The 21,692-nt window shown below is 69.1% G+C and carries 25 protein-coding genes; 12 read left to right on the forward strand and 13 right to left on the reverse strand.

Translation table 11 applies throughout. The features are described from left to right. Positions 1–36 precede the first annotated feature (36 nt). Positions 37–906: an RNA polymerase sigma factor SigJ gene (sigJ, locus tag ACWGJP_RS02515; RefSeq protein WP_452328172.1), complete on the reverse strand. Its 870-nt coding sequence runs from the start codon at positions 904–906 to the stop codon at positions 37–39. A gap of 320 nt (positions 907–1,226) precedes the next feature. Here sigJ and ACWGJP_RS02520 point away from each other — a divergent pair, with 320 nt between their 5' ends. From ACWGJP_RS02520 to ACWGJP_RS02540, 5 genes are all read left to right on the forward strand, one after another. Continuing rightward, the gene (locus ACWGJP_RS02520) at positions 1,227–1,445 is read left to right on the forward strand and encodes a hypothetical protein (RefSeq protein ID WP_452328173.1); all 219 of its coding nucleotides are present in this window, start codon (positions 1,227–1,229) and stop codon (positions 1,443–1,445) included. Continuing rightward, positions 1,442–2,188 (forward strand): SDR family oxidoreductase, encoded by a 747-nt coding sequence (locus ACWGJP_RS02525; protein WP_452328174.1) that lies wholly within the window; start codon positions 1,442–1,444, stop codon positions 2,186–2,188. Before ACWGJP_RS02520 ends, ACWGJP_RS02525 begins: the two co-directional genes overlap by 4 nt. Positions 2,189–2,234: 46 nt before the next feature. After that, positions 2,235–3,056, forward strand: a complete 822-nt coding sequence (locus ACWGJP_RS02530) for an acyl-CoA thioester hydrolase/BAAT C-terminal domain-containing protein (protein ID WP_452328175.1) — start codon at positions 2,235–2,237, stop codon at positions 3,054–3,056. Between the two features lie 202 nt (positions 3,057–3,258). Then, positions 3,259–4,059 carry a 23S ribosomal RNA methyltransferase Erm gene (gene erm, locus ACWGJP_RS02535; RefSeq protein ID WP_452328176.1) on the forward strand — a complete coding sequence of 267 codons (801 nt, stop codon included), beginning with the start codon at positions 3,259–3,261 and terminating at the stop codon, positions 4,057–4,059. A 4-nt stretch (positions 4,060–4,063) separates the two neighbouring features. Next, positions 4,064–5,074, forward strand: coding sequence for an FUSC family protein (locus tag ACWGJP_RS02540; protein ID WP_452328177.1), 1,011 nt, complete (start codon positions 4,064–4,066; stop codon positions 5,072–5,074). 4 nt (positions 5,075–5,078) lie between these two features. Here ACWGJP_RS02540 and ACWGJP_RS02545 read toward each other — a convergent pair whose 3' ends face one another. After that, positions 5,079–5,561 (reverse strand): MarR family winged helix-turn-helix transcriptional regulator, encoded by a 483-nt coding sequence (locus ACWGJP_RS02545; protein WP_452328178.1) that lies wholly within the window; start codon positions 5,559–5,561, stop codon positions 5,079–5,081. Positions 5,562–5,600: 39 nt separating this feature from the next. Here ACWGJP_RS02545 and ACWGJP_RS02550 point away from each other — a divergent pair, with 39 nt between their 5' ends. Beyond that, a complete protein-coding gene (locus ACWGJP_RS02550) occupies positions 5,601–6,491 on the forward strand; it encodes a DMT family transporter (RefSeq protein WP_452328179.1) in 891 nt (296 codons plus the stop codon). A gap of 16 nt (positions 6,492–6,507) precedes the next feature. Continuing rightward, on the forward strand, positions 6,508–6,780 hold the full coding sequence (locus ACWGJP_RS02555; RefSeq protein WP_452328180.1) for a thioredoxin domain-containing protein: 273 nt from the start codon (positions 6,508–6,510) through the stop codon (positions 6,778–6,780). Between the two features lie 22 nt (positions 6,781–6,802). Here ACWGJP_RS02555 and ACWGJP_RS02560 read toward each other — a convergent pair whose 3' ends face one another. Continuing rightward, positions 6,803–7,732: a LysR family transcriptional regulator gene (locus ACWGJP_RS02560; RefSeq protein ID WP_452328181.1), complete on the reverse strand. Its 930-nt coding sequence runs from the start codon at positions 7,730–7,732 to the stop codon at positions 6,803–6,805. A gap of 70 nt (positions 7,733–7,802) precedes the next feature. On the opposite strand from ACWGJP_RS02560, the gene ACWGJP_RS02565 reads away from it, so the two are divergent. Next, the gene (locus tag ACWGJP_RS02565) at positions 7,803–9,533 is read left to right on the forward strand and encodes an L-aspartate oxidase (RefSeq protein ID WP_452328182.1); all 1,731 of its coding nucleotides are present in this window, start codon (positions 7,803–7,805) and stop codon (positions 9,531–9,533) included. Positions 9,534–9,558: 25 nt separating this feature from the next. Here ACWGJP_RS02565 and ACWGJP_RS02570 read toward each other — a convergent pair whose 3' ends face one another. The 5 genes from ACWGJP_RS02570 to ACWGJP_RS02590 form a co-directional block, all read right to left on the reverse strand. Continuing rightward, positions 9,559–9,939 (reverse strand): VOC family protein, encoded by a 381-nt coding sequence (locus tag ACWGJP_RS02570; RefSeq protein ID WP_452328183.1) that lies wholly within the window; start codon positions 9,937–9,939, stop codon positions 9,559–9,561. A gap of 97 nt (positions 9,940–10,036) precedes the next feature. Beyond that, positions 10,037–10,423, reverse strand: coding sequence for a hypothetical protein (locus ACWGJP_RS02575; protein ID WP_452328184.1), 387 nt, complete (start codon positions 10,421–10,423; stop codon positions 10,037–10,039). A gap of 112 nt (positions 10,424–10,535) precedes the next feature. After that, positions 10,536–11,939, reverse strand: a complete 1,404-nt coding sequence (gene thrC, locus ACWGJP_RS02580; protein WP_452328185.1) for a threonine synthase — start codon at positions 11,937–11,939, stop codon at positions 10,536–10,538. 92 nt (positions 11,940–12,031) lie between these two features. After that, positions 12,032–12,520, reverse strand: coding sequence for a methylated-DNA--[protein]-cysteine S-methyltransferase (locus tag ACWGJP_RS02585; RefSeq protein ID WP_452328186.1), 489 nt, complete (start codon positions 12,518–12,520; stop codon positions 12,032–12,034). 9 nt (positions 12,521–12,529) lie between these two features. Beyond that, a complete protein-coding gene (locus ACWGJP_RS02590; protein WP_452328187.1) occupies positions 12,530–13,702 on the reverse strand; it encodes an MFS transporter in 1,173 nt (390 codons plus the stop codon). A gap of 56 nt (positions 13,703–13,758) precedes the next feature. Between ACWGJP_RS02590 and ACWGJP_RS02595 the strand changes: the two genes are divergently transcribed. Then, on the forward strand, positions 13,759–14,316 hold the full coding sequence (locus ACWGJP_RS02595) for a Chromate resistance protein ChrB (protein ID WP_452328188.1): 558 nt from the start codon (positions 13,759–13,761) through the stop codon (positions 14,314–14,316). A gap of 1 nt (position 14,317) precedes the next feature. Here the strand turns inward: ACWGJP_RS02595 and ACWGJP_RS02600 are convergent, their stop codons facing one another. Then, positions 14,318–15,157 carry a helix-turn-helix transcriptional regulator gene (locus tag ACWGJP_RS02600; protein ID WP_452328189.1) on the reverse strand — a complete coding sequence of 280 codons (840 nt, stop codon included), beginning with the start codon at positions 15,155–15,157 and terminating at the stop codon, positions 14,318–14,320. 102 nt (positions 15,158–15,259) lie between these two features. Here ACWGJP_RS02600 and ACWGJP_RS02605 point away from each other — a divergent pair, with 102 nt between their 5' ends. Next, on the forward strand, positions 15,260–16,207 hold the full coding sequence (locus tag ACWGJP_RS02605) for an SDR family oxidoreductase (protein WP_452328190.1): 948 nt from the start codon (positions 15,260–15,262) through the stop codon (positions 16,205–16,207). Positions 16,208–16,235: 28 nt separating this feature from the next. Here ACWGJP_RS02605 and ACWGJP_RS02610 read toward each other — a convergent pair whose 3' ends face one another. From ACWGJP_RS02610 to ACWGJP_RS02625, 4 genes are all read right to left on the reverse strand, one after another. Beyond that, positions 16,236–17,120 (reverse strand): aminoglycoside phosphotransferase family protein, encoded by an 885-nt coding sequence (locus ACWGJP_RS02610; RefSeq protein WP_452328191.1) that lies wholly within the window; start codon positions 17,118–17,120, stop codon positions 16,236–16,238. A 94-nt stretch (positions 17,121–17,214) separates the two neighbouring features. After that, on the reverse strand, positions 17,215–18,342 hold the full coding sequence (locus tag ACWGJP_RS02615) for a variant leucine-rich repeat-containing protein (RefSeq protein ID WP_452328192.1): 1,128 nt from the start codon (positions 18,340–18,342) through the stop codon (positions 17,215–17,217). Next, positions 18,339–18,560: a hypothetical protein gene (locus tag ACWGJP_RS02620; protein WP_452328193.1), complete on the reverse strand. Its 222-nt coding sequence runs from the start codon at positions 18,558–18,560 to the stop codon at positions 18,339–18,341. Before ACWGJP_RS02620 ends, ACWGJP_RS02615 begins: the two co-directional genes overlap by 4 nt. A 101-nt stretch (positions 18,561–18,661) precedes the next feature. Continuing rightward, positions 18,662–19,228 carry a class I SAM-dependent methyltransferase gene (locus ACWGJP_RS02625; RefSeq protein WP_452328194.1) on the reverse strand — a complete coding sequence of 189 codons (567 nt, stop codon included), beginning with the start codon at positions 19,226–19,228 and terminating at the stop codon, positions 18,662–18,664. 158 nt (positions 19,229–19,386) lie between these two features. Here ACWGJP_RS02625 and ACWGJP_RS02630 point away from each other — a divergent pair, with 158 nt between their 5' ends. Then, positions 19,387–20,385, forward strand: coding sequence for a restriction endonuclease (locus tag ACWGJP_RS02630; RefSeq protein ID WP_452328195.1), 999 nt, complete (start codon positions 19,387–19,389; stop codon positions 20,383–20,385). A gap of 833 nt (positions 20,386–21,218) precedes the next feature. After that, positions 21,219–21,656: a MarR family winged helix-turn-helix transcriptional regulator gene (locus ACWGJP_RS02635; RefSeq protein ID WP_452328196.1), complete on the forward strand. Its 438-nt coding sequence runs from the start codon at positions 21,219–21,221 to the stop codon at positions 21,654–21,656. Positions 21,657–21,692 lie beyond the last annotated feature (36 nt).

Below are 21,692 nucleotides of genomic sequence, written 5' to 3' on the forward strand. Positions count from 1 at the left end.
GACGGCGACGCCGATGCGGCGATGCTCGGCGGAGGCTCAGCGCCAGAGCGTCAGCTTGTCGGGATTGCGCACGATCTGCACCTCGGTGATGCGATCGCCATCGACGACGAGGGAGACGAGCGAGTCCGCACGCCCATCGACCGTGCCGAGGAACGCGATGCCGTCTCCGGCGACCACCGGCGACAGCATGAGCCGCGGCTCCAGCCGCGGGATCCCGAGCAGGAATCGGCCGACGCGATCCGCTCCGAGCACGGGCTTTCGCGCGGCCGAGACCTTGCCTCCGCCGTCGGAGCGGAGCACGACGTCCGGATCGAGGAGCTCGACCAGCCTGTCGAGCTCGCCGGTCTCGGCTGCTTCGGCGAACGCCAGGGCGACGGCATCGTGCTGCGCTCTCGTAGCGAGCCCGGCACGCCGCTCGCCCACCCGCCGGCGCGCCTGCGACGCCAGCTGGCGGGCAGCATCGGCACTGCGGCCGATTGTCTGCGCGACCTCGGCGAACGGCACCCCGAACACGTCGTGCAGCACGAAGGCCACCCGCTCCGCAGGCGTGAGCGCATCGAGGATGACCATGAGCGCCATGCCGACCGATTCGTCCTGTGCCACGCGGTCGAGCGGATCGACGGATGCCGGAGCAGCCCAGTCCCCCGGCACGGGCTCCGGCAGCCACTCGCCGACGTACTTCTCCCGTCGGGCCCTTGCCGAGCCCAGCATGTCGAGGCACACACGACCGGCGACCCGCGTCAGCCATGCGGCGGGATTGCGGATGGCCATCCGCTCGTCCTCCGACAGCCGGTACCACCGCACATAGGTCTCCTGCACGGCATCCTCGGCGTCGGCGACCGTGCCGAGCAGCCGGTACCCGAGCGCCATCATCGAGCGGCGTTCGCGCTCCAGCACCTCATCCATCGCGCCCATCCTCTCGCGATCGGTGGACGTCGGGGGCGAATGCTCACATTCCGCGTGGCTGCATCGTCGAAGAGTCATGAGCATGTTCTGGAAGCGCGCACTGCTGGCGCCGACCGCCGCGGTCGGCGCATACGTGGGCCTGTGGGCTGCGATCTGGCCCGAGGGCTTCTATCGCGCGTTCCCCGGCTTCGGCCGGATCTGGATCGCCGTCGACGGGCCGTTCAACGACCACCTGATCCGCGACGTCGGGGGGGCTCTATCTCGGACTCGCCGCGGCGAGCGCCGTCGCCGTCTTCGCCCGCGGCCCCGAGGCCGCCAGGGTGATCGGGGTCGCCTGGACCGTCTTCGGCGTGCCGCACCTGATCTACCACGCGTCGCAGTTCGGGGGGATGGCGATGATCGATGTGATCGGGAACGTCATCGGCCTCGGCGGGAGCCTCATCCTCGGCATCCTGCTCATGCTGCCGGGGCCGCGCGCGAGAAGATCGCACCAGAGCCGTCATGAGCAGGACCACGAAGAGAAGGAGAGCAGGATATGAGAATCGCCGTCGCCGGAGGAACCGGAGTCGTCGGGAGCCGCACGGTCGAGGCCGTCCGGGCAGCCGGTCACGAGGCGGTGACGCTGAGCCGCGCGAGCGGGGTGGACCTCGTCACCGGCGCGGGGCTGGTCGAGGCCCTCTCGGGAGCGGATGCCGTCATCGACACCTCGAACATCTCGACGCTCAAGGCATCCGCGGCCATCGAGTTCTTCACCGCCGCGACGGGCAATCTCGTCTCCGCCGCGGTGGAGGCCGGCGTGCAGCATGTCGTGCTGCTGTCGATCGTGGGTATCGACCGCATCCCCTACGACTACTACGCGGGCAAGGTCGCGCAGGAGAAGGTGCTCCAGGCGTCGTCCGTCCCCTGGACGATCCAGCGCGCCACGCAGTTCCACGAGTTCGCCGCCCAGATGTACGAGCGCGCGAAGCTCGGCCCGCTGCGTCTCGCGCCGAATGCCAGGACGCAGCCAGTGGCAGCACGGGAGGTCGGCGAACGCCTCGCCGCGATCGCCGTCGGCGCGCCGCGCGGGCGAGCTGTCGACTTCGCCGGCCCCCGCGAGGAGAGCCTGGCGGAGATGATCCGCGGCTACGCCACGGTCGAGGGACACCGCGGGTGGATTCCTACGGTCAACCTGCCGACGCGTCAGATGAAGGGGATGCGGGAAGGCCTCGCCCTCCCGGGCGCCGAAGCGGACCTCGGCCGCCAGACCTTCGCGGAATGGCTGGTCGGGCGCACGCGCTGACCCCCGGATGTCGACCGTCCACCGACCCGCACGGCAGGATGGAGGCATGCACGCGATCGCCGCCACCGACCGGTACGAGGCGTTGCCGGATGCCGAGGCGCCGACCGGCATCCTCGTGCTCGCCGGATCCAGCGGACGCGTCGAGACCGAGCGGGCGGATCTCCTCGCCCGCCACGGGGTGCGCGCGCACGCGATCCGATGGTTCGGCGGCGAAGGTCAGCGCCCCGTTCCGCATGAGGTGCCGATCGAGGCGTTCTTCGCCGAGCTCGACCGGCTGCGTGAGATGTGCGACCGGGTCGCCATCCTCGGCACCTCGTTCGGAGCGGAGGCGGCGCTCCTGACGGCTTCGCTCGCGGTAACGGATGCCGCCATCGCCATCGCACCCACGTCCGTGGTGTGGCCCGGCATCCACGAAGGACAGTGGTCCTCGCACTGGACCATCGCCGGCGAGCCGGTGCCCTGGGTGCCGTTCGTCTCGGACTGGGTCGCCGAGACCGACCCGCCGGAGTTCCGCCAGCTGTACGCGCGAAGTCTGGCGGCGGACACGGAGACGTCGGCGCGCGCCGCGATCCCGGTGGAGCGGATCGGCGGCGAGCTCCTGCTCGTCGCCGGCGGCGACGACCGGGTGTGGCCGAGCGTCACGTTCACCGAGCGGATCGTCGCGCGCCGGGCGGCTGCGGGCCTCGACACGAACGTCCGCACGCATCCGGATGCCGGACATCGCGTGCCTTTCCCCGGGGAGCGCGTTCCGACCGGCGGGCAGCGCATGGCGCGCGGCGGCGATCCGACGGCGGATGCAGAGCTCGGCGCGTCGGCCTTCGACGCCCTGCTGCGCATTCTCGGCGCGGACGGACGGCGCGCAGGGTAGGCTCGTCGGCATGGGAATGATCAAGAGTGCGCGCGTCGGCGCGCAGCAGCTGCTCTTCCGCGACCGCCGCGCCTGACGGCGCGTTGATGGTCGTATAGCTTCGCGCGTCGTCGTTCCGGATGCCCACGCACCCGGAGGCGCGATCTCGCGTGCCCGCGCACGCTCGCCAGCCGGGTGCTCCTTCCGATCCCAGGAGCGCACCATGCCCTCGCCCCGACCACGACCGACTTCCCATCTCGGTGGACGACACGAACTCGGCCAGAACTTCCTCGTCCACCAACCCACCCTGCAGCGCCTCGCCGCGTTGACCGCGGCCACACGCGGCCCGATCCTGGAGATCGGTGCCGGCGATGGCGCCCTCACACGGCACCTGATCCACCTCGGCCGTGATCTGCGCGCCATCGACATCGACGAACGCCGGGTCCGCCACGTCCGGGATCGTATCCCCGGCGTCGACGTACGGCACGCCGACGCGCTGCACCACCCGCTCGATCGCCCCGTGATCGTCGGCAACATCCCCTTCCACCTGACCACGCCCATGCTCAGACGCCTGCTGGATGCGGGAGGCTGGCGGCATGCCATCCTGCTCACGCAGTGGGAGGTGGCACGCAAGCGCGCCGGCATCGGCGGCTCCACGATGATGACCGCGCAGGCCGCGCCGTGGTTCGCCTTCCACCTGCACGACAGGGTGCCGGCCCGCGCCTTCCGCCCCATGCCCGCGGTCGACGGCGGCATCCTGTCGATCGAGCGCCGCCGCACGCCGCTCGTCGATGAACGGGATCGCCGCGCCTACGCACGCTTCGTCGGACAGGTGTTCCGAGGAACCGGCGGAGGAATGCGACAGATCCTCCGGGGAGGGGCGCATTCGGCATCCGCGATCGACCGCGCGCTCGGTGACGCGGGCATCCGCCGCAACGGCCTGCCGAGAGAGCTCTCGCCGCCGCAGTGGGCCGCCCTCTTTCATGCTCTCGTCGATCGGAGGCGCCGGACGGGGAGAGAATAGTCAGGTGAGTCTGTTCGCGTTCGGCCCGTCGCGCGGTCCACGCTGGCAGATCGGCCTTCAGGCGGCCCTCGGGCTCGCCGTCCCCATCGCGGTGATGACGCTGCTCGGCGAGCCCTCGCTCGGGTACGTGGCGGCATCCGGAGCGTTCACCGTGCTGTTCGTCTCCTCCGCTCCCGTCGTCGAGCGCGCCAAGACGCTGCCGTTCGTCGCGGCAGGTCTGGTGGTGTGCGCGGCGCTGGGTGTGCTCGTCACGCCCAGTGGTTGGCTGGTGACCGTCGGCGTGATCGTCGTCGCCATCGGGAGCGCCGCCACGGCCTTCGCCTTCCGGCTGGGGCCGCCGGGGCCGCTCTTCTTCGTGCTCGTCTTCGGCTTGTCCGCGCACGTGGTCGGCTCCTCGGCCGTGCTGCCTGGCACCTACCTCGCCGCTTTCACGGCGGGATGCGCCTTCTCCTATCTCGTGGCCGTCGCTCCGCTGGTCGTCCCGCGCGTCAGAGCGGTGCCCGCCCGTGCGCTGCGGGAGCTGCTCCCCGGCCCGTCCCTGGACGCGGATGCCAGGATGCTGCTGCTGCGGGTCGCGCTCGTGGCCGTCATCGGCTCCGCGATCGCGATGTTCGTCGACCAGGACCGCAGCTACTGGATCGTGGGCGCCGGCGTCGCCGTGATCGGGGTCGCCGCTGCCCGAAGGGCTGCTCTCCAACGCGGCCTGCACCGCCTGCTCGGCACGGTCGTCGGTGCGGGCGCCTATGCGCTGCTCGCCCTGCTGCATCCCTCCGGTCTCTGGCTGGCTCTGCTGCTGGGCGTCCTGCAGTTCAGCATCGAGCTCGTCGTCATCCGGCACTACGCCCTGGCCCTGGTGTTCATCACGCCGCTCGTGCTCCTGCTCACCGGTGCGGCCACGGGAGAGATCGGCGATATGTCGGTCGCCGTCGAACGGATCGTGGACACGTTGTTCGGCGCCGCGCTGGGCGCAGCGTCAGGGCTTCTGCACCCGCGCACTGGCACGAACTCGTCCTGAGCGATCAGCCCTCGGCGAGCTTGCGGAGCAGGGCCTCCAGCTGAATCCGCTCGCCAGCGGAGAGCGGGGCGAGCAGCTCCTCCTCGACGCTCAGATGCGCCGGATAGGCCTCGTCGATGAGTCGACGGCCGGATGCGGTCAGCGAGACGATACGGCCGCGGCCATCGTTCGGTTGAGCGTTCCGCGAGACGAGCCCCGCGCGTTCGAGTCGGTCGACGCGCTTCGAGGTCGCACCGGCGGTGACCATGGTGTGCCCGGCGATCTCCCCCAGCGGGAGGGCGAAGGGCTCGCCGGCTCGGCGCAGCGCGCACAGCGCGTCGAACTCGCCTTCGCCGATGCCGAAGCGCCGGTAGTTCTCGATGAGCACCGCCGTGAAGTCGTCCGTGATCCTGCGCATGCGCCCGATGATCGCCATGGGGCTCGGGTCGAGATCCGGGCGCTGGGCGCGCCACTGCTCGACGAAATGGGCGACGCGGTCTGTGCTCATCGTGCCATTGTACTTTCCATGGAAGCTATACTTGTTTCCATGGAAAATGAATTCGAGATCCGGCGGATCTGGCGCAGCATCCGATGGCCGCTCGTCGCCGCGGTCGGCCCGATCGTGTTCGGGTCGACCTACTGGGTCACGAGGAACTTCCTCCCCGCCGACTCTCCGCTGTGGGGATCGGCGATCCGCGCGCTGCCCGCCGGCCTGGTGCTGCTGCTCATCGCCCGCAGGCTTCCGCGCGGGGCGTGGTGGTGGCGCTCGATCGTACTGGGCACCCTGAACATGGGCGCGTTCTTCTTCCTCGTCTATGTCGCAGCGCAACTGCTGCCGTCCAGCGTCGCCGCGTCGCTCATGTCGCTGAGCCCGCTCGTGATCGCAGCCGCCGCCTGGCTGATCATCCACGAGCGCCCGACGATGCGCGTGGTGCTCGGCGCCGTCGTCGGCGCGGGCGGGGTTCTGCTCATCGTCGGCACCGCATCCGGACGCCTCGACGGCTGGGGCATCGCCGCATCGCTGGGCGCTATGGCGTTGTCGTCCGTCGGAGCCATCCTCACCAAACGCTGGGACGACGGGACGCCGGTGCTGACCGTGACCGCCTGGCAGCTCGTCGCCGGAGGGCTCGAGCTGCTCGCGGTGGCCGCCATCTTCGAACGCACTCCCCCTGCGATCACCCCGAGCGAGGCGATCGCCTTCGCCTATGTGAGCCTCGTCGCGACCGCGCTGGGCTTCTTCTGCTGGTTCACGGGATTCCGACACCTGCCGGCCGGCGTCGTCGGCGTGATCGGCCTGCTCAATCCGGTGACCGGCGTCGTGCTCGGCGTGGCCTTCGCCGGCGAGGTGCTCACCGCCTTCCAGGGGCTCGGGATCGTCCTGGTGCTCGTGAGCGTGCTCATCGTGAACCTGCGCCCCAGGGAACAGCTTCGCCAGTGACCGTGTTGCACCGGAGGTGGAACTGACCCTGGTGACCTCCGCGTTCTGCGGAGCATGCACGCGCACGCGCGCGGTTGTCGCGGATGCCGCACGGTTCCTGCCGGATGCCCGGATCACCGAGATCGACGTCGCGCAGGACCCTGATGCCGCCGAAGCGCTCGACATCACGCACACCCCCACGGTGATCATCCGCGATGCTGCCGGCGCACAGGTGTTCCGCGCCGAGGGGGTGCCCACCGTTCCTCAGGTGCTGGCCGCCGCCGTCATGGCGCTTCCAGCGAAGGCGTAGCCCGACGGCAAGGGCCCGCGCCTCAGTCGGCGAGCCGCAGCGTCTCCGGCGAGGCGGCGGCGAGATCTGCAGCGCTGGTGAGGATGAACTCCCGCATGGCGACGGCCGCTCTGGTGGGGTTCACATCCGACCGGTGGGCGATGCTGATGGTGCGGGTGAGCTGCGGAGCATCCAACCGCACCGAACGCAGCGCAGGACGGTCGACGAGGACGGTCGCGGGGACGACGGCGACGCCGAGGCCGCGCTCGACGAAGCGCAGCACGGCATCCATCTCCGCACCCTCGACGACGGGCTCGGGCTGAAGACCGGCGACCCGGAACGCCGTATCCGTCGCCGAGCGGAGGTCATAGCTCTCGGCGAAGGAGATCAGCGGAAGCTCCGCAAGACGCTCGAGGCCGATGGCTTTCTCGGACGACGGCTCTGCCGTTGCGGGGTATGCGACGACGAGCTCCTCGACGAGCAGAGGGGCGCGCACGAGGGCCTGCCCCTCCTGCTCGAGCCCCTCGGAGACGGTGATGAGCGCGAGATCGAGCGCACCGCCGGCGAGCTGCTCGATGAGAAGGTGCGAGCCGCCTTCGATGAGCTGCAGCTCGATGCCGGGATGCTCGGCATGGAAGGCCGCCATCGCCTCGGCGACGAGGCTGACGCAGAGCGTGGGCGTCGCGCCCAGTCGCACGCGCCCGCGCTGGAGCCCGGCGAGCTCCGCCATCTCGACACGGATGGCCTCGGCATCGGCCAGCATGCGCCTGGCACGCGGGAGCAGTGTGCGCCCCGCAGGCGTGAGGGCGATGTGCCCCCTCGCCCTGTGGAAGAGCTCGGCACCGAGCTCCTTCTCGAGCGACGAGATCTGTCGGCTGAGCGAGGGCTGCGCGAGGTGCAGGCGTTCGGCCGCACGGGTGAAGTGGGCGACGTCCGCAACCTCGACGAAGCCGCGGAGCTGTTCGAGGTTCATGCGTACAGGCTATCGTAAACAGACTAACAATGCATTGGAGTTATCGTCGGCGCGTTCCTACCGTGGAAGTATGACAGCCCGCGAACGACAGATCTCCACCACCGTCCTCATCATCGGCACCGGGGGCTCCGGCCTCCGCGCCGCCATCGAGGTCGCCGAGCACGGCGTCGACGTGCTCGCCGTCGGCAAACGCCCCCGCAACGACGCGCACACCTCCCTGGCCGCCGGGGGCATCAACGCGGCGCTCGGCACGATGGACGCCGAGGACAGCTGGCAGCAGCACGCCGCCGACACGATCACCGAGAGCTACCTGCTCGCCAACCCGCACACGGTCGAGGTCGTCACCCGCGGCGCCGAACGCGGCATCCAGGACCTCGAGCGCTGGGGCATGGACTTCGCCCGAGAGGACGACGGCCGCATCTCGCAGCGCTTCTTCGGCGCGCACACGTATCGGCGCACGGCATTCGCGGGAGACTACACCGGACTCGAGATCCAGCGCACGCTCGTCCGCCGGGCCGAGCAGTTGGACGTGCCGATCCTCGACGGCGTGTACATCACCCGCATCCTCGTGAAGGACGGCGTCGTCTTCGGCGCATACGGCTTCGATCAGTCCGACGGCACCCGGTATCTCATCCACGCGGATGCCGTGATCCTCGCCGCCGGCGGGCACAACCGGATCTGGCGGCGCACCTCCTCACGACGGGATGAGAACACCGGAGACTCCTTCCGCCTCGCCGTCGACGCCGGGGCACGCCTGCGCGATCCCGAGCTCGTGCAGTTCCACCCCTCGGGCATCATCGAGCCGGAGAACGCTGCCGGAACCTTGATCTCCGAAGCAGCTCGGGGCGAGGGCGGAATCCTCCGCAATGCCCTGGGAGAACGGTTCATGTCCTCCTACGACCCGGAGCGGATGGAGCTCTCCACCCGCGACCGAGTCGCCCTCGCCGCCTACACCGAGATCCAGGAGGGACGGGGCACCCCGAACGGCGGCGTCTGGCTGGACGTCTCGCACCTGCCGCGCGAGACGATCATGAGCCGTCTCCCCCGGGTCTACCAGACGATGCTCGAGCTTCAGATGCTCGACATCACGACGGATCCCATCGAGATCGCGCCGACCGCGCACTACTCGATGGGCGGGGTCTGGGTGCGCCCGGAGGACCACGGCACAGACGTCGACGGCCTGTACGCGATCGGAGAGGCATCCAGCGGGCTGCACGGCGCGAACCGGCTGGGCGGCAACTCGCTCATCGAGCTGCTGGTGTACGGCCGGATCGTCGGCCAGGCGGCCATGGCTCACGCCGCCGGCCTCGATACGCAGCAGAGGTCGGCGGAAGCCGTCGCCACCGCACGCGCGGAGATCGACGATCTGCTCGCCGCGGACGGCAGGGAGAACGTGCGCGCCCTGCAGCGGGCGATCCGCAACACGATGACCGAGCACGCCGGCGTCGTCCGCTCCGAGGAGGGGCTGAAGGCGGGGCTCGCGGAGATCGACATGATCGAGGGCCGCATGGAGGACATCGGCATCCACCCCGACATCGCGGGTTTCCAGGACCTCGCGCATGCCTTCGACCTGAAGGCCTCCGCACTCGCGGCGCGGGCGACCCTGGAGGCCGCCCTCGAGCGACGAGAGACCCGTGGATGCCACAACCGCAGCGACTTCCCCGACACCGACCCGACGCTTCAGGTGAACCTGGTGTGGTCGCCGTCGACGGGGGTCACCCGCGAGGAGATCCCTCCGGTGCCCGCCGAGATCGCCGCGCTCATGCGCGACGTCGACACCGCGGGCAAGCTCGTCGAGTGACGCGCCGGCTTCCCGAGAAGCCGGATCAAACGGAGAGGACGGAGAGGACGTTGCCCGCGGGATCGGCGAACCACGCGATGTCCGGCCCGCGACCGGCAGCCTTGCCTCGCGCGATGCCCTTCTCATCCTGCCCGCTGCCGTCGTAGCGCAGCATGTCCACGCCCTTGGCCGTGAGCTCATCGACCACCGCGTCGATGTCGGCGACGGGGAAGTTCAGCACGGTGAACGTCGCCGGCCGGTGGTCGTCCTTGGGATAGATCAGCACCGCCCCGCCCTTCGGCAGCTGCACCGAGAGCATGCCACCCTGCTCCACGACGGTGAGGCCCAGCACGCTCTCGTAGAAATCGCGCGAGGCGGCGATGTCATCGGTCGACATGCCGCTGAAGGCATCGGAGTTCTCGAACATCTCTGCTCCTCGAATGGGGACGCGGACCGGTTGCCCGCGTCATGACCTCACACTCTCACCGTGCGCCGCCGCTGTCCACGGGCCCTCGCTCGCCCGCTCATCGCCTGGCGGAGAGCACTCCTTCGGCCGAGGCCCAGGGCGCGGCCTTGGCCGCGGCGGACAACGGAGCGGGCCGCCCGCTGAGCACACGCAGCGCCCGGTCGGCGCGTGCATGCGCCGACCGGAGAGCCAGTCCGATCCCGCTGAGCACGGGCATCACGAGAAGGGCGGCCACGATCGGCATCCACACCTCGCCGTAGGAGTACGCGATGGTCAGTACGAGCGAGACGAGCCAGCATGCCACCGCCCCGGCGAGAAGCCCGCCCCGGTTCCACGCTGTCGCGATCATGGCTGCGATGGCGCAGAGCACCGCGGACACGAGACCGGTCGCGCCGACTACCTCGAGCACGCTGGTGACGTCGTTGATCACGAAAGCCGATCCCACCCGTAGTCCTCTTCCCGGCGCGCGCACGCGACGCCTCAGGGAAGAGATCGGAGATTCCGGCGTTCATCACGCGATACTCCCCACGGAGACCGAGAAGGCCCCCGAACAGAGGTCAGCGCAGGGCGTTCGCCTCGATGAAGGCGCGCAGCGCCGCCGCGTCGTCCGGCATCTCCGTGACGTGCTGGGGCGCGGCGAGCATGGCCTGCAGCTCCGGGGAGTAGTCCAGCTCGACGCCGATCGCCTCGCGGATCGTCTCGGCGAACTTCTGGGGCTTGGCCGTCTCGAGCACGAGCATCGGCACACCCGACTCGACGTACTCGCGGGCGACCTTCACGCCATCCGCCGTGTGCGGATCGATGATGTCGCCGGATGCCTCGTGCACCGCCCTGATGGTCTCGAGTCGGTCGGCGTGCGTGGAGGTGCCGCTGACGATCCCGAACTCCTCCTCGAATCGGGCGAGGTCGGCCGAGAAGTCGAAGAACCCCTGGCCGTCGAGGTCGCGCCAGGCGGCGAGCACCCGGTCGGCGTCGCGGCCCGCGAGCTCGAAGATGAAGCGTTCGAGGTTGGAGGCCTTGGAGATGTCCATCGACGGGCTCGAGGTGGCGAGCGTCTGGTCCGCGCTGCGGGGGCGGTAGATGCCCGTGCGGAAGAACTCGTCCAGGACGTTGTTCTCGTTCGTCGCCAGCACGAGGCGCCGGATCGGCAGGCCCATCTCGCGCGCGTAGAACCCGGAGAGGATGTTGCCGAAGTTGCCGGACGGCACGGTGACGCTCAGCTCGGTCCAGCCACCGGCATCCGTCGCGCGCAGCCATGCCCAGAAGTAGTAGACGACCTGCGCCGTGATGCGGGCGAGGTTGATGGAGTTGACCGCGCCCAGGTGCTGAGCACGCTTGAAGTCGAGATCTCCTGCCAGCTCCTTGACAAGGTTCTGGCAGTCGTCGAAGACGCCGTCGACGGCGATGTTGTGCACGTTCTCGTCGTCGAGGGAGAACATCTGCGCGCGCTGGAACGCGCTCATCCGGCCCTGCGGCGAGAGCATGAACACCGAGATCCGGTCCTTGCCGCGCAGCGCGTGCTCGGCGGCGGAGCCCGTGTCGCCGGAGGTGGCCCCGAGGATGTTGAGCACGGAGCCCTTGCGCTCGAGCGCGTACTCGACGACCTGGCCGAGGAACTGCATGGCCATGTCCTTGAACGCCAGCGTCGGCCCCTCCGAGAGCCCGACCAGCGTGATGCCGCCGTCGATGTCGCGCAGCGGCACGACCTCCTCGGGGAAGCTCTCGTAGGCGGCCTCGGTCATCCGGGCGAGGTCTTCACGGGGGATGTCGGTGGCGAAGAGGCCGAGCACCTCGGTCGCGAGCTGCGGATAGGTCAGCGCACGCCAGCGCTCCAGCGTCTCGCCGTCGACGGTCGGCATCGTCTCGGGGACCGCGAGGCCGCCATCGGTCGCGAGGCCTTCGAGCAGGGTGTCGCAGTACGGCAGCGGCTGCATGCCGCCTCGGGTGGAGATGTACTGCACGGGAGGCTCCTCGGTTCGTTCTCGACGCGGACCTCCATTCTCGCAGGTGCAGGAGCGCCGATGACACGGGGACACCTCGTCCGGTCGTGCAGTCAGAACAGGGCCGCCGGCAGCGCACCCTCGTGCTCGAGCAGCCAGCGCTTGGTCTGGAGCCCCCTGCCCGGCGGCCCGCCGGAGTACCCGCCCAGCCCGTCGCCTGCGACGACGCGGTGGCACGGGACGATGATCGGCAGCGGATTCGCACCCATGATCGCGCCGATCCCGCGCGCGGGAACACTCGTCCCGCTGCGTGCCGCGAGTTCGCCGTAGGTGACCGTCTCGCCGTGAGCGACGCCCTCGTGCAGCGCGGTCAGGACCGCGGAGGTCGCGGCCGTCTGCCTCCCGAGATCCACGGGGAGGGCGAAGCGCCGGAGGGCGCCATCGAAGTAGGCGGTGAGCTGCGCGATCGCCTCATCGATGAGCGGGTCGGCACCGGCATCCTCCGCACCGTCGATGCTCCAGCCCACTTCGACGATCGAGGCACCGTCGCTGCGCACGCCGAGCGTTCCGACCGGAGTCGTCAGCGAACCGAACGAGAGCATGCCCCGACGCTACTCCCGATCGCGGACACGCAGCCCGAACCAGCCGATCGCACCGGACGCGGCGGAGACCCCGGCGAGGACGGCGAGCGCTCCGGGCAGGGTCCACGCCGTGGCGAGCGCGCCGACGAGCAGCGGGCCGCCGGCGTCGCCGAGCTCGCGCCCCAGCTCGGCGTTGCCCATCGTGCGGCCCATCCGCTCGGCGGGAGTGACCGAGGCCAGATGCGCGAAGGCCAGAGGCGTGACGGTCCCGACCGCCGCGCCGAGCAGCAGAGCGCCGACGAGGAGCGTCGCCGGAACGGGCCAGGCGGCGAGCACGGCGACCATGAGCGCGATCACGAGCATCCCGACCGCCGCTCCGCCCCTCGTGCCGATGCGCCCCTCGTCCCTCAGCCGTCCGATGAGGGGTTGGGCGATCATCGATCCGACGGCCAGGAGGGCGACGGCAGCGGCTCCGGCGAGGGGGTGCAGGCCCAATCGCGTCGCGAGCAGCGGAAGGAATCCGACCGCGACGCCGAGCACCCCGGTCGTGGCCGCCAGCAGGAGCGTCGGGACAAGGAAGCCCCGATCCGTCGTCTGACGGACGAGATCCAGCAGCGTGTAGCGCGGACGCGGCACGACCGGCAGCTGAGGCATGGCCAGCAGCACCCAGACGGCGGCTACCGCGGCGACCACGGCCAGAGCGACGTACAGCGCCTGAATGCCCAGCGTATGCGCGAGGCCCACGCCGATCAGCGGACCGAGAACATAGCCGAGGCTCTTCCAGGCGCCGTAGCGGCCGAAGTACCGGCCGAGGCGCTCCGGGCCCGCCAGGCGCGCGACGGCCGCCGAGGATGCCGGGGAGAAGGCCGACGCCGCGGCGCCCTGGCCGAGCCGTGCGACGGCGAGCGCCGCCGGCGCCGCGCTGATCAGGGCGATCAGGGACGCCGCGACGAACGCGATGAGCCCCCCGACGATGACCGGCTTCGCGCCGATGCGGTCGCTCAGCGCGCCGAACAGCGGTTTGAGGATGACCTCGGCCACGTCGTAGAGCGCAAGGATGAGGCCGAGCCCGAGAAGCGACAGGCCGATGTCGTCGGTCTCGGCGCCGAGCACCGAGGCGACGCCGTGCGCGCCGAAGGCGGTCGTGAAGCCGGCGAGGTAGAGGGGCGCAACGCCGATCCCCGGGGGAGCTGTTCTGATCACATCTCTGAATGTAACAGACGCTACAATTAATAACGCTCGGGTGTTACGGTCAGAGGGTGAGCGAGATCATCGACTGGGTGCTGGCCGTCGTGCAGGTGCCTTCCGCGCCGTCACGACACAGGGTCGCGGTCTGGCGGGAGCTGCGCAGGGCAGGCGCCGTCCCCGTCTCGCAGGGCACGTGGGCGCTCCCCGGCTCCGAGCCCTTCCGCCCTGCGCTCGCACGCGCGGGCGCGCTCGCCTCCGAGGGCGGCGGATCGATCGCGGTCTTCGACGTCCACCCCGTCGACGACGAGGCCCGCGCACTCATCGAGGACGCCTACCGCTCGGCGCGCGCCGACGAATGGCGCGAGTTCATCGCCGACACCGAGAAGTACACCGATGAGATCGCCAGGGAGATCGCGACCGAGAAGTTCACCTTCGCCGAGCTGGAGGAGGAGGAGCAGAGCCTCGACCGCCTTCGCCGATGGCACCGCGAGATCCGCCGGCGCGATGTGCTCCTGCTCGCCGAAGCATCCGCCGCAGCGGACCGGCTGAGGGCGTGCAGCGATGCACTCGATGACTTCGCGGAACGCGTCTACGCCGCCACTCGCGGGCTCTCGGCATCCGGCGACTGACTCAGACGGTCCGCGAGCTCAGCGAGGACAGCAGTCGCAGCTTCTCATGGCTCGCCGACCCAGGCGCGGCCGTGTAGACGAGCAGGGAGTGCCCCTGTGCCGGATCGATGAGCGTCTGGCAGTTCAGGTCGAGCTCGCCCACCTCCGGATGCCGGAAGCGCTTCGCCTCGCGCGGACGTATGCCCACCTCCTGCCGCTCCCAGACCTCACGGAACTCGGGGCTGCGCTCCAGGAGGAGCTCCGCGTACGCCCTGGCGCGCGAGTCGGGACCTCGGCGGGCGATGACCTCTCTGAGACCGGCCGCCCACACTCTCGACAGGAAGTCGTGGTCCTCCGGCGGATACAGGTCACGGACCTCTGGCACGCTGAACCAGCGGAAGCCGATGCTGCGCTCCGGCCCGCTCCAGCGAGCCGCGTCACCGGTCAGTGCGACGCCGAGCGAGGTCTGACGCAGCGTCTCGCCGAGCTCCGAGACGATCTCGGCGGGTGTGTCGTGCAGGCGATCGAGGATCCGCAGCATCCCCGGGCTCACGTGCTCGCCGGACCGTCCGCCGTGCTCGGGTGCGTGACCGGCGAGGCGGAAGAGGTGGTCGCGCTCCTCCGCGGTGAGGTGCAGTCCCTGCGCGATCGACGCGATCATCTGCTCCGAGGGGATCGGCCCCTGTCCGCGTTCGAGGCGGGCGTAGTAGTCCGGCGACATGTGGCAGAGGGCGGCGACCTCTTCGCGCCGGAGGCCGTCGGTGCGGCGCCTGCTCCCCCGAGGCAGCCCGACGTCCTCCGGTTGCAGGATGTCGCGCCGCCTGCGGAGGAAGTCCGCGAGGGCCGTCCGATCGATCGCCATGCTGCGATCCTCTCACCGGCATCCGACCTCATCCACTGATCGGGAGGTCCTGGATCCGCCTGCGCCTGGGCAGCACAGTGGAGGGGACCACGAAGGAGCATCATGCCGAAGAAGATCGAGTTCGACGTCCCCGACTTGCACGGCCGTCGTGCCGTCGTCACGGGCGGCAGCGACGGCATCGGGCTGCGGATCGCGACACGACTGGCGCGTGCCGGCGCCGAGGTGGTGCTGCCCGTGCGCAACACGACGAAGGGCGACGCCGCCACGGAGAGCATCCGATCTCAGATTCCGGAGGCCTCGATCGAGACGGCACCGCTGGATCTGTCGTCGCTCGCATCCGTCGCCGCCTTCGGCGAGCGCATGCGCGACGCGGGACGGCCGATCCACCTGCTGATCAACAACGCGGGCGTGATGACCCCACCGGAACGTCAGTCGACGGCGGACGGCTTCGAGCTGCAATTCGGAACGAATCACCTCGGTCACTTCGCCCTCGTCGGGCATCTCCTCCCGCTGCTGCAGGCGGGGAGGGCCAGGGTCACCTCGCAGGTCAGCGTGGCCGCGAACGAGCGGCGGATCGACTGGGATGATCTGAACGCGGAGCGCTCGTACAACGGCATGAACTCGTACAGCCAGTCGAAGATCGCGTTCGGCCTGTTCGGGCTCGAGCTCGATCGGCGCAGCCGGGCGGAGGGCTGGGGCATCACGAGCAATCTCTCGCACCCCGGCGTCGCGCCGACCAGCCTGCTGGCCGCGCGGCCCGAACTGGGCCGGTCACGCGACACGCTCGGCGTGCGGTTCATCCGCTGGGGCTCCGCGCGAGGGTTCCTGTTCGGGACGCCGGAGTCGGCAGCGCTGCCCGCGCTGTACGCAGCGACGGCTCCGGATGCTTCCGGCGGGCGCCTCTACGGACCGAGCGGCTTCCGCAACCTCGGCGGCGCGCCGGCCGAGCAGACGATGTACTCGCGGCTGCGCAGCGCGGAGGAGGCGGCCCGGGTCTGGACCGTCTCGGAGGAGCTGACGGGAGTGCGGATCCCGCTCTCCTCCGCCTGATCCATGGGCGGGAGACGTGCCGCCGATCTCAGTTCGCCGCCCGTTCGGCGACGTCGCTGAGCACGGCATCCCGTGAGCGACCGTACTTGGTGAGCATCTCCTCGGGGGAGCTGATGAGGGTCTTCCACAGCGCCCACGCAGCGCCTCGCAACCACGCATCCTCTGGCAGCTCGAGCCGTGCGCGGAGGAGCTCGCGTTCGTGAGGGCTGCAGCTCAACCACGCGAAGGCCAGGTCGCAGGCCGGGTCTCCCACGCAGGTCTGCCCGAAATCGATCAGCGCCGCCAATCGGCCATCGTCGTCGAACAGCATGTTGCCCGGCGCGACATCGCCGTGGACCCACACCGGAGGCCCAGTCCACACGGTGGCCACGGCCGCATCCCAGAGCGCCCGGCATCCATCGGCGCGGCGCGAGTCGAGAAGAGAGAGCCGGTCGGGAACCTCCTCGGCGACCGCGCTCACGTGACAGCCGCGGTACGCGGATGCGCCGCCTGCCCATGGGCCTCCGGCCGTGTCGCAGGCCTGCAGCTGCCTCAGAGCATCGCCCACGCCGCTGATGGCACGCTCTCGTTCGGGCGTCTCCACCGCGGCGAATGTGCGCCCTTCGATCCACTCGCGCACGGACCACGGGCGGGTGAACGCCGCCGAGGGAGCGCCCGTCGCCACGACGCGGGGGATCGCGACGCGAAAGCGGGAGTCGAGGAGCGCGAGCGTCTGCTCCTCGCGGACGAGGCCGGGGACGTAGCCGTCAGCGCTCGGGAGGCGGACGGTCATCCGATCCCCCAGCCGGAAGGTGCGGTTGTCCCAGCCCTGCACATCCACCGGTCGGATCGGCAACTCCGACCACTCGGGGAACTGCTCCGAGACGAGGGAGCGAACCAGCGAAGGTGTGATCTCCTCAGAAGCAGCGGCCATCGCGCCAGCGTAGTGGACCGCCCCACACGCTCGTGCGCGGGTAGAGGGAGTGGGCCAGCGGAATCTCGCAGGGCCTTGATCGGATCTGAGAGCGTCAGCCGAGCGGAGCGTTGATCGTCGCCGCCCACTCCCGGATCTTCTGACGCTCGTTCTCCTGGCAGACGTACCCGTACCCGGTGGTGGAGCCGTCGTTCTCCAGCGTCCAGAGGTCGTAGTGGGTGAGTGCGAAGCAGTCCGCCATGACTTCCTCGCTGCCCTGGAACAGCCCTTGCTCGAGCAGAGTCTTGTAGTCGCCGTTGTTCTCGAGATAGCTCGCGTTGTCGGCGCGTTGGTAGATGTGCGCCAGTTCGTGCACGACGGTGAACTTGCTCGTCCATTCGCCGAGTTCGCTCTCGGGGAGCATGTGCACGGTAAGGGAGTCTTCTTTGGTGATGCAGCCCGTCGTGCGCCAGTTCTCTCGGTTGGCAGCCGTGCACGCGGTCGCTGCATCCCACTGGATGTCGACGAAACCCTTGCCTGCGGCATCCACGATTCCTTCGGTGACGGAACCGGTGGCGTTCGTGCGTCGCGCCTGAGCTTCGGCGACGCTGACCTCGAGTCCCTCTCGAAACATTGTCGTCTGCGCGGCGATCGCCTGCGCGGTGTACTCGTTCAGGTCGGGGTCGGCCATCTTCTCGTCCTGCCGGAAGAGCCACTCGAAGTCTGCGACGAGCCATGCGACGGGGGAACCGTCGAACTCGTACGAGAGCTCATCGATCCTCGCGCGCTCCTCGTCGTAGAGAGCGAGCTGCGCATCGACTCCTGTCCCTGTCGTGGGCGCGTCACCAGTCGAGGGGCGGTCCGTCGTGCTCGTCCCGCCGGAGAGGAGCGCTGCGCCGACGCCCGTGAATGCGACGAGGCACACGATCGCGACGACGACGAGGCAGCCGCACCCGGCGAGCCACCCGCCCACCCCGCGACGTCGAGGAGCAGGTCGGGCCGGCCATGGCGCCGCAGGTGACGTCGCGGGACCGCTCGGGTACGGCGGCGGGGGTGTCTGCTCTGGCGCAACGGCGGGATTGACGCTTCTGACCCAGTGAACGAGCTCCGCCGGTGCGGCCGGGTTCGCTGCGATCAGACCGTGCAGGTCCCAGCGTCGACCGGCGAGCTCAGTCAGCACGTGCGGGGGTGTGTTCGGGTCGCTTGCGGTCAGGTGCTCCGCGCTCGGGTTCCCGGCAGTCATAGGGAGATCGCCACCAGCGTGATGAGCGCGACGAGGATCCCACAGCCCAGACCGAGCAGCACGCCGTATCCCGTCCTCGACGTCCGTGCACCCGACGTGATCCGCTGCGCCGCCGATTTCACGGCCACCTCGGCGGTGGTCACGCTGAGGCGCGGTACCCACCCGTCCGAGAACATCCCGTAGGGCGGATACTGCGGCGCGGGGTACGACAGGATCATGACTTCCAACCGTACCTACGGACGGTCGAATGTCCTGCCACTCGAGCGGGTCAATGGATCCAGGTTTCTCGCGGTGAGCTTCGTCGTACGCGTCGCGGACGCTATGCGCGATGCGTCCGGGGCCCGGGGCGCGCCGGCCGTTCGCTTCGGCCCAGGTCTGATCTCGGACGGTGTCGGTCGTGCCGGTGCGTTAAAGAAGGCTTCGGCGTCCGGTGAGACCGGACACACGTGTCCCTTCTCACGGAAGTAGTTGTCAGCGAGTGAGACAAGTCCACCGCGTCATTCCGCGGACCTAGTAACGAGCGTCGGCAGCACTTTGTCGCACGAAACCTGTCAGTAATGACACGACGCGCTCCGATCGTCATGAGCTGATACTCCATGGTCGCTTCGCCGAACGACCGTATTACCCAGCGCTCGTCGAAGTACGAACCGCCGAAGTAGCCCCAGTTCGCGGTCGGGTGCGTAGAGGAGAGCATGAACCATCCACCCGGCCGCAAGATGCGACGGACCTCGGCCAGGACACGCGGACGATCGGTGAGGTGATGGATCACCAGTGCGCAGACCACGCCGTCTTGTGAGTAATCCCCCTGCTCGAAGAGCAGACCCGTGTCGGCATCCGCGCTTGAGGCTCCCGCCGCATCAGGCGCGGACGATCCGCACGCCCTCACCTGCGATCAGAAGCGCGTCAGAGCAGATCGAACGGTACTGCGAGAGTCTCAGGAAGCGGCACCCGACACCGACTAGGGACCGGTCCGGCACACCACTCGGAGTCTCGCGCTGCGAACGGCATTCGACGTCCGATCCTCGCGCTACGCTTCAGGGCATCATGTACACAGTTGACCAGGCTGCGCTCACCCAAGCGGTCAAGGCCGAAGCCCACGATGCCCTCATCGATGAGTTCGTCGCCTGGTGGGAGGGTGGGCTCGCGGCCCCGTACGAGGCCCGGCATGACTTGAGCATTATCGTGAGCACCGAGGTAGACCGGCGGGCTATATTCGAGTTTCAGCCACCGGCGCGACCCGCGAATGAGTACGGCATAGCAGCCCTCGTATTGGCGCTGAGCGCTTCCCTCGGCGCAATCTGGGGCTTCTCCATCGCCCCCATGCTGGGCGTGCTCCTTCTCATCCCTGCCGCGCTCTTTGCCTGGGGAGCGAAAAGCCTCTGGATCACTGACGAGAAGTACCAGCAGCACATCGACACTCAGCGGGTGCGTGACTACGAGGACTGGGAGCAATGGCGTGCCCGGTTCAAGGCTGACCTGGTCGAAAAGTTGATGGTCGAGGTGCATGAAGCGATGGCGGATGTAGCAGGGGTCCCCCGCAGGATCCGCGCGAAGTTCGTCGCCGAGAGTCAGCGGAACGAGGAACACAGTCGAGATCGGTGGCGTGTGGACTGGTGGGTCGCGCAACCCGAGTATCCGGCAGCCCCTGGTCGGCTGGAGAGCAGGCTCGAACACGATGCCTACGAGCAGTATTGTTCCCTGTGGATGCACAGCCTCGGCTGGCTCGATGCCAAGCCGACCCGGTACTCACGTGACGGTGGGATCGACGTGACAACGTCCCAGCACGTTGTGCAGTGCAAGCACTACGACCGCGGGCTCGTCAGTGAACCCGCGGTGCGTGAGATTTTCGGTGTGGCAACAGCTGAGGGGAAGCAGGCCGTGCTCATCACCTCTGGGCGCTTCACGAAGGGTGCGATGGCGTTCGCTGACCGGGCCAAAGTCGCCCTCGTACACCTCGACGAACTCAACGGCGCCGCGGTCGGACTGAACGCCGCGGGGAAGCGGCTGATGAGCGGCCCTGAGGGCGCTCAGGGGCGAGTCTGATCTGAGGCGTCCGTTCGCGGTCGCTCACACATAGGGCTCCCATGGTGGTGGAGCTGGTGACCGAAATCCTTGTCGTCCCGGATGGGATAACACGGGTCGACGACGAGTTGCACCGCTTCGCCTTGCAGGTTCGCTGGCGTGGTCCCGCACCGAGACTGGCCGCGGCGGGTACGCCGTCATGCACGGGAACCGTCACCTGTCCGCCGCCGGCAACTGGCGGTACTCCCCGACGGCGAGGTCAACCGGTTGTGCACGTCGCTGGAGACCTTCGGCGCTCTACGCCGCGCGTGGAGATGGGCTTGCCGAGGCGTATCTCCAACCATTTACGCTCGGTTTCGACAGCCTTCCCGACCCCGACCTTGTCGCGTGAAGCCTCGATGCGGATGCATGCCTGAAGCCAGGGATCCATTCCTGGCTCGATGTCCTCGACTTGCAGCGGTCGACGTCGAAGGCCCAGAGGTATCGGAGAGCATCGGCGTTGCATTGCGTCCAAGCTCGTCTACGGCGACATCGACCTCGCCGCCGCTTCCGACGCGTCCCGTAAGACTCCGACGCCTTCGTGAGACGCTCAGACAGCTTTCGTCAGACTCCGACACTTTTCGTGTGATCAGACGGGACACACGTCGCTCTCCGAAGAATCTTGTGACCAAACCGTTGCATTCGTTACCGCCCCGTTATACAGTGATCACACGGTGAATGTTTGCTGTGGCATCCACCGCATGTGATTGCAGGACACTCTTGGTGCAAGGGACAAGGGCCGGTCGGAAGCCTCTCCGACCGGCCCTTACTGCACGCACCGGGCTCGCGTCCGACCCTCCCGCTACGCTGGAGCGATGACCGACCGAACGGATCGCAAGCTCGCGCTCGATGCATGGGAAAGCCTGTTCCGCGCGCAGCACGAGCTGTTCATGGCGATGGTCGCCGACTTCGACGACTCCGGGCTCGGACAGGGCGAGTACGACGTTCTGCTCACCGTCACGCGCAGCCCCGCGATGACCGCGCGGCTGCGCGATGTCACGGCCAACATGCTCATCAGCCAGCCCAGCGTCTCCCGGCTGATCGACCGGATGGTCGCCCGCGGCCTCGTTACGAAGTCGCCGGACCCACAGGACGGGCGCGGCTCGCTCATCACCGCGACAGATGCCGGCGCACGAGCGTTCCGCCGCGTCGCGACGGTGCACGGCCGATCCATCGCCGAGCGGATGGCGACCCTCAGCGACGACGAGCTGCGGACACTGATGGAGCTCACCGAGAAGCTGCGTCGTTCTTAGAATCTATATTCGAAAGTTCTCCTGAGAAAATTCGAA

Source organism: Microbacterium sp. NPDC055903 (genome assembly GCF_053615555.1).

What these genes read in the sequence shown, in the direction of transcription:
- sigJ (WP_452328172.1), bottom strand. Translation starts at nt 906, where the DNA reads ATGGATGAGGTGCTGGAGCGCGAACGCCGCTCGATGATGGCGCTCGGG.
- ACWGJP_RS02525 (WP_452328174.1), top strand. Translation starts at nt 1,442, where the DNA reads ATGAGAATCGCCGTCGCCGGAGGAACCGGAGTCGTCGGGAGCCGCACG.
- ACWGJP_RS02530 (WP_452328175.1), top strand. Translation starts at nt 2,235, where the DNA reads ATGCACGCGATCGCCGCCACCGACCGGTACGAGGCGTTGCCGGATGCC.
- erm (WP_452328176.1), top strand. Translation starts at nt 3,259, where the DNA reads ATGCCCTCGCCCCGACCACGACCGACTTCCCATCTCGGTGGACGACAC.
- ACWGJP_RS02545 (WP_452328178.1), bottom strand. Translation starts at nt 5,561, where the DNA reads ATGAGCACAGACCGCGTCGCCCATTTCGTCGAGCAGTGGCGCGCCCAG.
- ACWGJP_RS02550 (WP_452328179.1), top strand. Translation starts at nt 5,601, where the DNA reads ATGGAAAATGAATTCGAGATCCGGCGGATCTGGCGCAGCATCCGATGG.
- ACWGJP_RS02560 (WP_452328181.1), bottom strand. Translation starts at nt 7,732, where the DNA reads ATGAACCTCGAACAGCTCCGCGGCTTCGTCGAGGTTGCGGACGTCGCC.
- ACWGJP_RS02565 (WP_452328182.1), top strand. Translation starts at nt 7,803, where the DNA reads ATGACAGCCCGCGAACGACAGATCTCCACCACCGTCCTCATCATCGGC.
- ACWGJP_RS02570 (WP_452328183.1), bottom strand. Translation starts at nt 9,939, where the DNA reads ATGTTCGAGAACTCCGATGCCTTCAGCGGCATGTCGACCGATGACATC.
- ACWGJP_RS02585 (WP_452328186.1), bottom strand. Translation starts at nt 12,520, where the DNA reads ATGCTCTCGTTCGGTTCGCTGACGACTCCGGTCGGAACGCTCGGCGTG.
- ACWGJP_RS02600 (WP_452328189.1), bottom strand. Translation starts at nt 15,157, where the DNA reads ATGGCGATCGATCGGACGGCCCTCGCGGACTTCCTCCGCAGGCGGCGC.
- ACWGJP_RS02605 (WP_452328190.1), top strand. Translation starts at nt 15,260, where the DNA reads ATGCCGAAGAAGATCGAGTTCGACGTCCCCGACTTGCACGGCCGTCGT.
- ACWGJP_RS02610 (WP_452328191.1), bottom strand. Translation starts at nt 17,120, where the DNA reads ATGGCCGCTGCTTCTGAGGAGATCACACCTTCGCTGGTTCGCTCCCTC.
- ACWGJP_RS02615 (WP_452328192.1), bottom strand. Translation starts at nt 18,342, where the DNA reads ATGACTGCCGGGAACCCGAGCGCGGAGCACCTGACCGCAAGCGACCCG.
- ACWGJP_RS02620 (WP_452328193.1), bottom strand. Translation starts at nt 18,560, where the DNA reads ATGATCCTGTCGTACCCCGCGCCGCAGTATCCGCCCTACGGGATGTTC.
- ACWGJP_RS02630 (WP_452328195.1), top strand. Translation starts at nt 19,387, where the DNA reads ATGTACACAGTTGACCAGGCTGCGCTCACCCAAGCGGTCAAGGCCGAA.
- ACWGJP_RS02635 (WP_452328196.1), top strand. Translation starts at nt 21,219, where the DNA reads ATGACCGACCGAACGGATCGCAAGCTCGCGCTCGATGCATGGGAAAGC.